Annotated in this window: 13 protein-coding genes; 4 read left to right on the top strand and 9 right to left on the bottom strand. The window is 76.7% G+C overall.

Features of this window, described 5'->3' with window-relative positions:
* Positions 1-5: 5 nt before the first annotated feature.
* Positions 6-839, bottom strand: coding sequence for an LOG family protein (locus ACI782_RS02460; RefSeq protein ID WP_456905710.1), 834 nt, complete (start codon positions 837-839; stop codon positions 6-8).
* A 12-nt stretch (positions 840-851) separates the two neighbouring features.
* Positions 852-1,952, bottom strand: a complete 1,101-nt coding sequence (gene dapE / locus ACI782_RS02455) for a succinyl-diaminopimelate desuccinylase (RefSeq protein ID WP_456905708.1) — start codon at positions 1,950-1,952, stop codon at positions 852-854.
* Positions 1,953-2,091: 139 nt separating this feature from the next.
* Between dapE and dapD the strand changes: the two genes are divergently transcribed.
* Entirely contained in the window at positions 2,092-3,069 is a 978-nt protein-coding gene (gene dapD / locus ACI782_RS02450) for a 2,3,4,5-tetrahydropyridine-2,6-dicarboxylate N-succinyltransferase (RefSeq protein WP_456905706.1), read from the top strand.
* A gap of 48 nt (positions 3,070-3,117) precedes the next feature.
* On the opposite strand, the gene ACI782_RS02445 is transcribed toward dapD, so the two are convergent.
* Positions 3,118-4,251, bottom strand: coding sequence for an alpha/beta fold hydrolase (locus ACI782_RS02445; protein ID WP_456905704.1), 1,134 nt, complete (start codon positions 4,249-4,251; stop codon positions 3,118-3,120).
* A gap of 282 nt (positions 4,252-4,533) precedes the next feature.
* On the opposite strand from ACI782_RS02445, the gene ACI782_RS02440 reads away from it, so the two are divergent.
* The 3 genes from ACI782_RS02440 to ACI782_RS02430 all read left to right on the top strand — a co-directional run bounded on the left by ACI782_RS02440 (position 4,534) and on the right by ACI782_RS02430 (position 6,331).
* Positions 4,534-5,028 (top strand): hypothetical protein, encoded by a 495-nt coding sequence (locus tag ACI782_RS02440; protein ID WP_456905702.1) that lies wholly within the window; start codon positions 4,534-4,536, stop codon positions 5,026-5,028.
* A 62-nt stretch (positions 5,029-5,090) separates the two neighbouring features.
* A complete protein-coding gene (locus tag ACI782_RS02435; protein WP_456905700.1) occupies positions 5,091-5,549 on the top strand; it encodes a DUF2231 domain-containing protein in 459 nt (152 codons plus the stop codon).
* Complete coding sequence (locus ACI782_RS02430; RefSeq protein ID WP_456905698.1) at positions 5,546-6,331, top strand: FkbM family methyltransferase; 786 nt, start codon at positions 5,546-5,548, stop codon at positions 6,329-6,331. Before ACI782_RS02435 ends, ACI782_RS02430 begins: the two co-directional genes overlap by 4 nt.
* Here the strand turns inward: ACI782_RS02430 and ribA are convergent.
* The 6 genes from ribA to ACI782_RS02400 are packed head-to-tail and all read right to left on the bottom strand — an operon-like array spanning position 6,298 to position 12,016.
* Positions 6,298-7,638, bottom strand: a complete 1,341-nt coding sequence (ribA, locus tag ACI782_RS02425; protein WP_456905696.1) for a GTP cyclohydrolase II — start codon at positions 7,636-7,638, stop codon at positions 6,298-6,300. The genes ACI782_RS02430 and ribA overlap by 34 nt on opposite strands.
* Entirely contained in the window at positions 7,622-8,683 is a 1,062-nt protein-coding gene (locus tag ACI782_RS02420) for a lysylphosphatidylglycerol synthase domain-containing protein (protein ID WP_456905694.1), read from the bottom strand. Before ACI782_RS02420 ends, ribA begins: the two co-directional genes overlap by 17 nt.
* Positions 8,683-9,510, bottom strand: coding sequence for a methyltransferase domain-containing protein (locus ACI782_RS02415; protein WP_456905692.1), 828 nt, complete (start codon positions 9,508-9,510; stop codon positions 8,683-8,685). The genes ACI782_RS02420 and ACI782_RS02415 overlap by 1 nt, the downstream gene beginning before the upstream one ends.
* Before the next feature lie 17 nt (positions 9,511-9,527).
* On the bottom strand, positions 9,528-10,637 hold the full coding sequence (locus ACI782_RS02410) for a glycosyltransferase family 4 protein (RefSeq protein WP_456905690.1): 1,110 nt from the start codon (positions 10,635-10,637) through the stop codon (positions 9,528-9,530).
* Positions 10,634-11,032, bottom strand: a complete 399-nt coding sequence (locus ACI782_RS02405; protein WP_456905688.1) for a 6-pyruvoyl trahydropterin synthase family protein — start codon at positions 11,030-11,032, stop codon at positions 10,634-10,636. The genes ACI782_RS02410 and ACI782_RS02405 overlap by 4 nt, the downstream gene beginning before the upstream one ends.
* Before the next feature lie 3 nt (positions 11,033-11,035).
* Positions 11,036-12,016, bottom strand: coding sequence for a zinc-dependent alcohol dehydrogenase (locus tag ACI782_RS02400; protein WP_456905686.1), 981 nt, complete (start codon positions 12,014-12,016; stop codon positions 11,036-11,038).
* Positions 12,017-12,112 lie beyond the last annotated feature (96 nt).

The raw sequence follows: 12,112 nt of genomic DNA, 5'->3' as shown, positions 1-12,112 counted from the left end.
GGTCCTCAGGCGTCGCTGGGGGCGGAGTCCACCGGGACGGCCCGCATCCCGCCGAGCTCCTCGCCCTCGGCGCGGGCGGCCTCGGCCTCCTGGATCACCCGGACGACCTCGTCGACGTCGTCGGTGACCGTGAACAGGTCGAGGTCGGAGGCGTGGATCGTGGCCGCCGGGACCATTGTGTCGCGGATCCAGTCGACCAGGCCCGACCAGTACGCGCTGCCGAACAGCACCACCGGGAAGCGGGTCACCTTGCGGGTCTGGACCAGGGTGAGCGCCTCGAACAGCTCGTCGAGGGTGCCGAAGCCGCCGGGCAGGATGACGAAGGCCTGCGCGTACTTCACGAACATCGTCTTGCGGACGAAGAAGTAGCGGAACGCGATGCCGACGTCCACCCACTCGTTGAGCTCCTGCTCGAACGGCAGCTCGATGCCCAGCCCCACCGACAGCCCCCCGGACTCCGACGCGCCGCGGTTGGCCGCCTCCATCGCGCCGGGCCCGCCGCCGGTGATCACCGCGTACCCGGCCCGGGTCAGCGCCGCCCCGATCTCGACGCCGGCGGCGTAGTGCGCGGAGTCGCGCGGCGTGCGGGCGCTGCCGAAGACGCTCACCGCGCGCGGCAGCTCCGACAGCAGGCCGAAGCCCTCGACGAACTCGCTCTGGATCCGCAGCACCCGCCACGGGTCGGTGTGCACCCAGTCGGTCGGTCCCCGCCGGTCCAGCAGCCGCTGGTCGGTCGTCGTCCCCTGGGTGCGCGGGTCGGGTTCGCCGCCCCGCAGCATGATCGGCCCGCGGTGGCGGGTCGGGCGGGGACGGCGTCCCCCGTTGGACTCGACGGTCATGGTGGGCGCTCCTCAGAGAGTGGAGAGGTAGGCGACGAGGGCGTCCTCGGCCGGCTGCAGGCGGTCTACGACGACGTGCTCCTCGCGGGTGTGGGCCAGCTGGGGGTCACCGGGCCCGTAGTTGACGGCGGGGATGCCGAAGGCGGCGAACCGGGCGACGTCGGTCCAGCCGAGCTTGGCCCGCGGCGGCCGGCCGACCGCGGCGACGAACGCCGCCGCGGCGGGCTCGGCCAGCCCGGGCAGCGCGCCGCCGGCGTTGTCGACGACCGTGAGCGTGGTACCGGCGGCGACCGCGTCGGCGAACACCTCGCGGACGTGCGCCTCCGCGGCGGCCTCGTCCCGGTCGGGGGCGTAGCGGAGGTTCACCGTCACCGTGCAGGCGTCGGGGATGACGTTGCCGGCGACGCCGCCCTCCACGCGGACGGCGTTGAGCCCCTCGCGGTAGGTGCAGCCGTCGATCTCGACCTCGCGGGCCTCGTAGGCGGCCAGGGTGGCGAGGATGCCGGCCGCGCCGTGGATCGCGTTCACGCCGAGCCAGCTGCGCGCGCTGTGCGCCCGGCGGCCCGGCACCTCGAGCACCGCCCGCAGGGTCCCCTGGCAGCCGGCCTCGATCTCGCCGTCGGTCGGCTCGAGGAGGATCGCGAGGTCGCCGTAGAGCCAGCCGCGGCGCTCGCGGGCGACCCGGCCGAGGCCGTTCTTGACCGCCTCGACCTCCTCGTTGTCGTAGAAGACGAAGGTCAGGTCGTGGGCCGGCTCCGCGCCGGGGACGCCGAACCGGCCGGCCAGCCGCAGCATGACCGCGTCGCCGGCCTTCATGTCGCTGGTGCCGCAGCCGTAGACCCGCCCGTCCTCGACCCGGCTGGGCAGGTTGTCGGCGATCGGGACGGTGTCCAGGTGACCGGCGAGCACCACCCGGGAGGGCCGGTCCAGGTCGGTGCGCGCGAGGACGGCGTCGCCGACCCGCTCCACCTCCAGGCCGCCGAGCCGGCGCAGGGCGGCCTCGACCGCGTCGGCCAGCGCCCGCTCGTCCCCCGACACCGACGGCGTGTCCACCAGCGCGCGGGTGAGGGAGAGGACGTCGGCGGAGAGGTCGAGCGCGGGGAGGTCACTCACGGCCACCGAGCCTACGGGCGGCGTGGTGGCCGGGCCGCCGCAGCGCGCCACGTCGCCGCCTGGTCACGCACCGTTCACCCTCGCGTGTGGCCCGCCGCCGCGGGCCGGGCCCGGGGGCGCGCTGGGTAGCGTCGTCCCCGTGACCAACGCCGCCCCGCTCTCCGCCGTCGCCGCCGGCCTGGCCACCGTGACCCCCTCGGGCACGGTGCTCGACACGTGGTACCCCGAGCCGCGCCTGGGCGCCCCCGAGGGCTCGGTCGCCGGCACGACCCGCCTCGGCGCGCTGGAGCTCGCCGGCGAGCTGGGCCCCGACTACGGCGGCCTGGTCCGCCGGGACGAGGCCCGCGGGGTCGAGGTGATCGCCGTCCGCACCGTCATCGCGGACCTCTCCGCGCCGCCGGCCGACACCCACGACGTCTGGCTGCGGCTGCACCTGCTCTCGCACCGGCTGATCCGCCCGCACGGCGCCGACATGACCGGGGTCTTCGGCCTGCTCACCAACGTCGCGTGGACCAGCGCCGGCCCGGTCGAGGCCGCGTCGTTCAACCCGCACCGGCTGCGCGCGGCGTTCGGGCAGGTGACCGTGTACGGCGTCGACAAGTTCCCGCGGATGGTCGACTACGTCATCCCCTCCGGCGTGCGGGTCGCCGACGGCGACCGGGTGCGGCTCGGCGCGCACCTGGCCGAGGGGACGACGGTGATGCACGAGGGCTTCGTCAACTTCAACGCCGGCACCCTGGGCCCGTCGATGGTCGAGGGCCGGATCAGCGCCGGCGTCGTCGTCGGGGCCGACAGCGACGTCGGCGGCGGCGCGTCGATCATGGGCACCCTCTCCGGCGGCGGGAAGCAGGTCATCTCGATCGGCTCCGGCTGCCTGCTCGGCGCCAACGCCGGCATCGGGATCTCCCTCGGCGACCGGTGCGTCGTCGAGGCCGGCTGCTACGTGACCGCGGGCGCCCGGGTGACCCTGCCCGACGGCTCGCTGGTCAAGGCCGCGGAGCTCTCCGGGCGCGACGGGCTGCTGTTCCGCCGCAACTCGGTGTCCGGCGCGCTCGAGGCGTTGCCCCGCGACGGCGACTGGGGCGCCCTCAACGCCGAGCTGCACGCCAACGACTGAGCCCCGTCCCGGGAGGGGCAGGAGTGGCCACTTCTGCCCCTCCCGGCCTCAGCCGATGTCGCCGGGGCCCGGGGTCTCCGGTGTGTTGGACGGCGCGGCCGCGGGGGAGATCAGGTGCTCGAGCAGCGCGACGACGAACTCGCGCGGCCGCTCCACGTGCGGCGAGTGGCCCACGCCGGGCAGCACCACCTCGCGGTACGCGCCGCCGTCCGCGGCGTAGCGGTCGAGGACGGCGCGGGTCTGGGTGACCATCGGCTGCGGCGGGCAGACCTCCTCCCCCGGCCAGCCCGGCACCGCGCCGAGGGCGCCGAGCTGGGCCAGGTCGAACACCGACGCGTCGGAGACGATCGCGTCCGCGTCCCCGCGGATCCACAGCACCGGGGGCTTGCCGGCGAGGTCCACGATGCCCGACACGTCGAACACCGTCGGCGCCATCGTGTTGAGCACGCCGCGCTCCCCCGGCGCCACCCCGGGCCAGGTCGCGCAGGTGGCGGCGTCGCCCGGGTAGTGGTCCTCCCCGGTGCGGGTGCTGTTCATGGCGGTGACGAAGACGTCCTCGAGCTGCGGGTCCAGCGGCAGGGAGCCCGGGGCGACGTAGAACGCCCGCAGGATCGACCGCGGGCTGGTCGGCTGGTCGGCGGTGGTGTCGCCGGCGGCGAGGGCGGCGACGAACGCGGGGTTGGCCGCGCCGGCACCCGCCCCGGCGCCGTCCTGGGACAGCCGACGTCCCTCCGGGCCGGCGGTGCCGCCGAAGCCGTACGGGGAGACCGGGGCGACCAGCGCCACCGAGGCGACCCGCTCCGGTGCGTCCAGCAGGTACTGGAGGACGACGCCCGCCCCCATGCTCCAGCCGACCAGGTGCACCCGCTCGAGCCCCAGGGTCGTGACGAGCGCGGCGAGGTCGTCGGCCCAGTCCCGCACCCCGCGGCGGGCGTCGATCGGGAGCGGGTCGGTGTCGCCGTAGCCCCGCAGGTCCACCGCGATCGGCGTCAGCCGCCCCGTCTCGGCCAGCGCCAGCAGCGGCTGCTGCCAGAACAGTGACGAGCTCACGTTGCCGTGCACGAACAGCACCGTCTCGCCGGGACCGGCCGGGTCGACGCCGTCGGGGTGCAGCACGTTCTGGGTCAGCCGCTCGGTCGGCACGCGGGTCGCGGTGATGCCGGGCAGCAGGACGTCGCTCATCGGGTCTCCTCACGGTGCGTCGGCGCGCCGACACGCTAGCGACCGACACCTCGTCGCGACACCGCTGCGCGTCCGGCTCCGGCACCTACAGTCGAGCGGGTGACGCGGGGGCGCAGTGCGACGGTGCACCGGTCGCCGGCGACCCGACGGCCGGCCCGGCGCCCGGCAGCGGCCCGTCGGCCGACCCGCCGGGTCGCGGGACGGCGCCCCTCGCCGGGCCGGCGGGCACCGGCGCGCCGCGCGGCGGGACGGACGGCGGCGTCCTGGGCCTGGCTGTCCGCCGTGGTCGCCGTCGTGGTGCTCGTGGTGCTGGCCGTCACCGCCGACCGGGAGGACACCCTGCTCTCGACCGCGGAGTGCCGGCTGCCGGCGACCGGCCTGACCCTCACCGGCGAGCAGGTCGCCAACGCCCGGACCATCGCCCAGGTCGGGTACGACCGCGGCCTGCCGCAGCGGGCTGTCGTCATCGCGCTGGCCACGGCCATGCAGGAGTCGGGGCTGCGCAACCTCGACTACGGCGACCGCGACTCGCTCGGGCTGTTCCAGCAGCGGCCGTCGCAGGGCTGGGGCACGCCGACACAGGTGCAGGACCCGGCGTACGCGGCCGGGAAGTTCTACGACGGCCTGGTGCGGGTGCCCGGCTGGGAGACCCGCCGGCTCACCGACGCGGCCCAGCTCGTGCAACTCAGCGGTTTCCCGGAGGCCTACCAGAAGCACGAGGGCATGGCCGTCGAGCTGACCGCCGCGCTCGGCGTCGACGACTCGCTCTGCGGCTGAGGTCGCGGCCCGCCGGACGTTCGGCCGTGGCGGGACCTGCCGCCGGTTGCCACCATCCTGGAGTGCCCATCACGGTCGCGGGCCTGCCGGCCCACCCGTTGCTCGTCCACGCGGTCGTCGTCCTCGTGCCGCTGGCGGCCCTGGGCGCCATCGCCCTGTCCCTCCGGCCGGCCTGGAACCGGCCCTACGGCCCGCTCGTCGCGGGAGCGGCGCTGGCGGCCGCCGGCGCGGCGACCCTGGGGTACTTCGCCGGCAACCAGTTGCGGGCCGCCATCGAGATCACGCCCGGCTTCGTGCCGGTGATCGACGAGCACGCGCGACGGGGGCTGTTCGCTCTGATCGCGGTGTGGCCGTTCGCGCTGCTCGCGGTCGCCACCGTGGTGCTCACCCTCCGCGCCCGTGGTCGAGGGGCTCGGGTCACCGGCGTGCTGTCGGCCCTCGCCGGCGTCGCGGCGCTGGTCACGACGGTGCTGGCCGGGCACTCCGGCTCGGCGGCGGTGTGGGGCGCCGTCACCCGGTGAGCGGCCCGCCTCGGCACGTGCTCGCCCGCGCCCGGGGGATCGGGCGGTCGCTGGCCCTGTACCACGGCGTGCCGGGCAGGCACCGGCGGATGGTGCGGTTCTACGGGCAGTTCCTCGGCCCGGGGGACGTCGGCTTCGACATCGGCGCCCACGTGGGCAGCCGGGTGCGCGCCTGGCGCCGGCTGGGCGCGCGGGTGGTCGCCGTCGAGCCGCAACCGGACTTGCTGCGGGTCCTGCGCCTGTTCTTCGGCCGCGACGACGACGTCCTCCTCGTCCCCTCGGCGGTCGGGGCGCGCCCCGGGCGGGCGCGCCTGGACGTCTCCACCGCGACGCCCACGGTCTCGTCGATGTCCCCGGACTGGCAGGCGTCGGTGACGACCGACCGCAGCTTCGCGCGCGTGCGGTGGGACCGCTCCGTCGAGGTCGAGGTGGCGACCCTCGACGGCCTGATCGCGGCCCACGGAGTGCCGGCGTTCTGCAAGATCGACGTGGAGGGCTTCGAGGTAGAGGTGCTGCAGGGGCTCACCCGCCCGCTGCCCGCGCTCTCCTTCGAGTACCTGCCGCCGGCGCACGATGCCGCCCTGGCCGCCCTGGACCTGGTGGAACGGCTGGGGGCCACGGCGGGCGGGTACCGGTACAACTACTCGCCGATCGAGACCATGCGCCTCGCCGCCGACCGCTGGCTGGACGCGGCCGACCTGGTGCGGCTGCTCGAGCGCTTCCGCCCGCTGGGCCGGTCCGGTGACGTCTACGCCCGCCTGGCCGCGACGGCGGAGTCGTAGCTGACGTCCCAGGCGGTGACGACGTCGTCCGCGGTGAGGTGCACGAACCGGTTGCGCAGCGCGATGCCCTCGGCCACCCGGGCGGTCCCGAGGTCGCCGACCGCCTCCTTCCCGGTGCCGATGATCTTCGGTGCGGTGCCGATGACCACCCGGTCCACCAGCCCGGCTCCGAGCAGGGAGGTGATCACCCGGGCGCCGCCCTCGACCAGCAGGCTGCGCACCCCGCGCTCGCGCAGCACCCGCAGCCCCGCGCCGAGGTCCACCCCATCCGGGCCGGGCGGCAGGACGGCGATCCCCGCGCCGGTCCCCCGCACCCGCTGCCGGTCGGCCTCGCTCGCCCGGTCGGTCGTGAGCACCAGCGTGGGCGGGCCGCCGTCCAGCAGCAGGGCGCTCGACGGCGTGCGCAGCGTGGAGTCGAGGACGACCCGCAGCGGCGACGCACCGGGGACGAGCCGCACGGTCAGCCGGGGGTCGTCGCACAGCACCGTGCCGATGCCGACCATCACCGCGTCGCAGGCCGCGCGCAGCGCGTGGGACAGCGCCCGCTCCTCCTCGCCGCTGATCCACTTCGAGTCCCCGCCGGCGGTCGCGATCCGCCCGTCGAGGGTCTGGGCGTACTTCAGGACGACGTAGGGACGGTCGGCCGGCGGGTCCACGTCGCCGAGGAGGCGGACGGCGTCCGGCGGCGGCGACGGGGCCGGCTCGAGGTCCTCCCCGGCCGGCCGGACGTGGCCGAGCCGCTGCTCCTTGGTGCGGAGGTAGTCGGTGTTGCGGACGTGCGCCGCCGTCCTCAGCGGCTCGGTCCCCGCGACGGTGATCCCCGCCGCGCGGAGCTGGCGCACCTTGTCCGGGTTGTTCGTCAGCAGCCGTACGGTGCCGACGCCGAGCGTGCGCAGGACCGCGGCGGCCTCGTCGTAGCGGCGGTCGTCGACCGGGAGCCCGAGCCGCAGGTTCGCGTCGACCGTGTCCGCGCCCCCGTCCTGCTCGACGTACGCCCGCAGCTTGTCGACCAGCCCCACGCCGCGGCCCTCGTGCCCGGTGACGTAGAGCAGCAGGCCGCGCCCCTCGGCCGCGATGCGGCGCAGCGCGAGCCGCAGCTGGATCCCGCAGTCGCAGCGCAGCGACGTGAGGGCGTCGCCGGTCAGGCACTCCGAGTGCAGGCGGGTCAGCAGCGCCTCACCCCCGTCGAGGTCGCCCATGGAGAGCGCGAGGTGGACCAGCTGGGGCCGCACCTCGAACGCCGTCACCTGGAACTCGCCGAACTGGGTCGGCAGCACCACACGGACCAGCTCACGCGTGTCGTTCACCCAGGCCTCCTCTCCCCGTCCCGGGTGGAGTCCTCCGAGTAAAGCGAGGGGCCGCGACAGCGGACAAGGGGAGCCGCGGCGGCGGGTCCCCGGGCGTCCCGGGTCCGGGTTCGCAGGCGGGCGCCCGCCGACCGGCGGATCGCAGCAGCAGCACCGCGGCACCGGGCAGGCAGGAGACCAGGCTGAGCACGCCGTACACGAGCGCGACGGTGAACCCGGTGGCCGCGCCGAGCCCGTGCGCCGCGAACACCCCGGCGGCGACGGCCTCCCGCGGCCCCCAGCCGCCGACGCTGAAGGGCAGCGCCATCGCCAGCAGCACGAGGACGAGGAGCGGCAGCAGCTCGCCGAGCGCCGCCCGGGAGCCCGCGGCGCGGGCGGCGACGACGAAGAGGGCGAGGTGGGCGGCGGTCGCGGCGGCGGACGCGAGGACGATCCCCGGCCAGGCGCCGAGGGAGAACACGCCGCTGCGGACGCCGGCGAGCCCGGTCCGCAGCGAGGCGCGGACCCTCGACGCGCGCCCTCCGCGCACCGTCCAGGCCCCGAGCGCGGCGACGACGGCGGCGACGAGGACCAGCTCCGGGCCGCTCCCGGGGACCGCGGAGCCGGCCGTGGTCAGGAGCAGGTCCGGCCGGGTGAGCAGCACCGCGACGGCGACGGCCACCGTGACCGCCAGGCCGGCGGACCGCTCCAGCGCCACCGCGAGGACGCCCCGCCCGACGTCCCCCGCCCGCCGGCCGTGGCTGACCGCCCGGTGGACGTCGCCGAGCACGCCCGCCGGCAACACCGAGTTGAGGAACAGCGCGCGGTAGCAGTCGGCCACCGCCACCCGCAGCGGGAGGGGCAGGCCGAGGCCGCGGGCCACCAGGCACCAGCGGCACGCGCTGAGCACGGTGGTCAGCAGGCCGATGCCCAGCGCGGCGAGTGCCACCCCCGCGTCGATCCCCCGCAACCCGGCGACGACGGCGTCGCTGCCGAGGCGCACCACCAGCGCAACCACGATGCCGGCGCCGGTCAGGACCTTGACGGCGGGCCAGAGGCGCCGCATCACGACGTCCGCGCCGGGAGGGCCAGCACGTCGACGTGGCCGACCCGGACCCGCAGCCGCCCGGCGGCGCAGTCGTCGAGCCTGCGGCGCAGGTAGCCGCCCGCGGCCCGCCCGAGGTCCGGGTCCTGGGCGCAGGCGGCGCCGATCCACCCCCGCAGCCACTCCTCGGCCAGGTCGGCCCGGTCGGCACCGAGGTCCCACGGGCTGGGGCGGGTCTCCACCGCCGCGCCCCGCCGGGCGAACGCGGCGACGGCGGCCGCGCCGCCGTCCGGCCCCAGCAGGCGCCGGCCGTCGACCTCCCGCCGCTGGTGGGCGTCGAAGGCGGCGGCGTACGCGGCGTCGAGCGGATCGGCCGGGGCCAGCTCGACGCGCCCGGCGACCGTCAGGGTGAGGAGGGCGGCGGCTCCGGCCTCGGCGCACGCGGCGGCGAGCGCGTCCACCTCCTCGGCGGTCAGCAGGTCGAGCAGGGCGGACGCGGTGACCAGGGCCGTCCCGGCGAGGTCGGACGGGCGCAGGTCGGTGAGATCCCCCCGCTGCGTCCGCACGCTGACCGGGGTGCCGTCGGCCGCCGCGCGGGGTGCGCTCGTGGCCGCCAGGGCCAGCAGCCCCGGGTCGCGGTCGTGCAGGACCCACACCTGCGGGCCGGGCAGCCGTCCGGCGAGCCAGCGTCCCATCGAGCCGGTGCCGCAGCCGAGGTCCCGGACGAGCACCGGAGCTCCGCGCCGGGCTCCTGCCGCCAGGGCGGCGCGGAGCGGCTCGACCAGCTCCGGCGCGCGGGCCGCGGCGTCGGCGTCCTCGCGCAGCGCCAGCCAGTCGGGCGCGCACACCGGGGAGCCCGGACTGCTCAGCCGGGCGTCCCACGCAGCTTCTCCAGCACACCGGTCAGGCATCGGACCGTCGCCTCCCACCCGTCCAGCTCGGAGCGCCGCGCCCGCGCGGCCGCACGCAGTTCCTCCCGCAGGGCCGGCTCCCCGAGCCAGCGGCGCACGCCGGCCGCCAGGGCCGGAGCGTCGGCCGGCGGCACCAGCAGTCCCGGCACCCGCCCGTCCGGATCCCGGCCGAGGGTCTCCGGCACCCCACCGACGGCCGCGGCCAGGACCGGGATACCCCGCGCCAGCGCCTCGGTCACGACCATCCCGTAGGACTCGGCGCGGGACGGCAGCACCAGCAGGTCCGCGGCGGCATAGGAGGCGTCCAGCCGCGCCCCCGTCCGTGGCCCGGCCAGCCGCACCCGCCGGCCCAGTCCGGAGCGCTCGACGGCGCGCCGCACCGCCGTCACGCACGCGGGGTCCCGGCGCAGCGACCCGACGAGCTCGCAGGTCCACGGCAGATCGGCGGCGACGGCCAGGGCCTCGACGAGCAGGTCCTGGGCCTTGGTCGGGGTGACCGCCCCCACGCACAGCAGCCGGCCGCCGCCCTCGGTGCCGGGCGCGAGCGGCGCGGGGTCCACGCCCGGCGGCGCGACGGACACCCGGTCGACGTCGAGGCCGTGCCGGGTCACGAGCCGGTGGGCGGTCCACGGGCTGGTGGCCACCAGCGCGGTCGCCGCGCGCAGCGTCCTCCGCTCGAGGGCCGCCAGCTCGGCCGCAGCCCCGGGCGACTGCCCTCGCTCGTCGCCGAGCGGGAGGTGCACCAGGACGACGAGCTGCAGCCGGCCCGCCTGCGGGACGACGACGTCCGGGACGCCGCAGGCGACCAGCCCGTCGAGGAGCACGGGCGCGCCGTCGGGCAGGGCGGTCAGCGTGCGGGCCAGCGCGGCCCGCGCCGCGTCGTCCGGACGCGGCCACGTCCCGGGGACGGCGCGCTCGTGCACCGTCCAGCCGGTGGCCGGCAGCCCCCGGCAGACCCGCCTGTCGTACACGTTGCCGCCGCTGGGCACGGCGCCGTCGTCGACGTCCCCCGGGACGACGACGTACACCGTCCGCGCCCCGGCCGAGGGCGCGGACCGGCTCACAGGGAGCGCTCGTAGGTCGCCCACGCCAGGTGCGACTCGTGCAGCACGACGGTGATCCCGGCCAGGTCGCGGGCGCCCTCCCCGAGAGCGCCCGCGTGCACCTCCTCGGCGAGCCGGTCGGCGACGTACCGGGCGAGGAACTCGGTGGACGTGTTGACGCCGGCGAAGGCCGGCTCGTCGTCGAGGTTGCGGTAGTCGAGGTCGGCCAGCACGGCACGCAGCCGCTGGGTCGCCAGCCCGATGTCGACGACGATGCCGTCGGCGTCGAGGTCGGCGCGGCGGAACGTCGCGTCCACCACGAACGTGGCGCCGTGCAGCCGCTGCGCCGGGCCGAAGACCTCCCCCCGGAAGCTGTGCGCGATCATGACGTGGTCGCGGACGGTGATCCCGAACACCGGTTACCTCTCCCCGTAGGTGACCCGCACGCACAGCGCCCGGAGCCCGCCGTCGGCGAGGCGGGGCAGCAGCGCGGGCAGGCCCTCGAAGTGGCTCTCCTCCGTGACGAGCGCGTCGAAGGCCGGCTCCGCGAGCAGGCGCAGGGCCAGCGCCAGCCGGTCGCCGAACCCGCGCCGCGCGCGCCGGGCGGGTGCCACCGCGCCGACCTGGGTGCTGCGCAGGCTCAGCCGGCGGCTGTGGAAGCCCTCGCCCAGCGGCACGGCGACCCGGCGGTCCCCGTACCAGCTCAGCTCGAGGACCTCGCCCTCGAAGGCGAGCAGCTCGAGGGAGCGGGCGAGCCCCTCCTCGGTGGCGCTGGCGTGCACCACCAGGTCGCACTCCCCCGCGGCCTGGTCGGGCGAGGCGAACGGGACGCCGAGAACCTCGGCGACGGCCGCCCGCGCGGGGTCGACGTCGACCAGTTGCACTTCGACCCCCGGGAAGCGGGCGAGCACCGCGGCGACGCTGCAGCCGACCATCCCCGCCCCGACGACGGCGATCCGGTCGCCGACCCGCGGAGCTGCGTCCCACAACGCGTTGACCGCGGTCTCGACGGTCCCGGCGAGCACCGCCCGCGCCGGCGGCAGCCCGTCGGGCAGCGGGGTCACCGCGGCGGCCGGCACCACGTAGCGGGTCTGGTGCGGATAGAGGCAGAACACCGTGCGCCCCTGCAGGGCAGCGGGGCCGCGCTCGACCACGCCCACGTTGAGGTAGCCGTACTTGACCGGCCCCGGGAAGTCGCCGTCCTGGAACGGCGCCCGCATCGCCGTGTACTGGCTCTCCGGCACGCCGCCGCGGAAGACCAGCGTCTCGGTGCCCCGGCTCACCCCCGAGTACAGGGTCCGCACCTCGACGTCCTCCGGTCCGGGCTGGGGGACGGCGACCGGGCGGATCTCGCCCTCGCCGGGAGCCCGGAGCCAGAACGCGCGCGCCGTCCGATCCACGTCGCTCCTCTCACGAGGGTCGTGGACCCCACCGCCGCCTCGGATCCGTCTCCGGCAGTGTGTCCGCGCGGACTCGTTGTGACTAGAGTCACACCG

Source organism: Geodermatophilus sp. SYSU D00703 (genome assembly GCF_054050155.1).
This window is presented reverse-complemented; position numbering and strand designations above follow the sequence as displayed.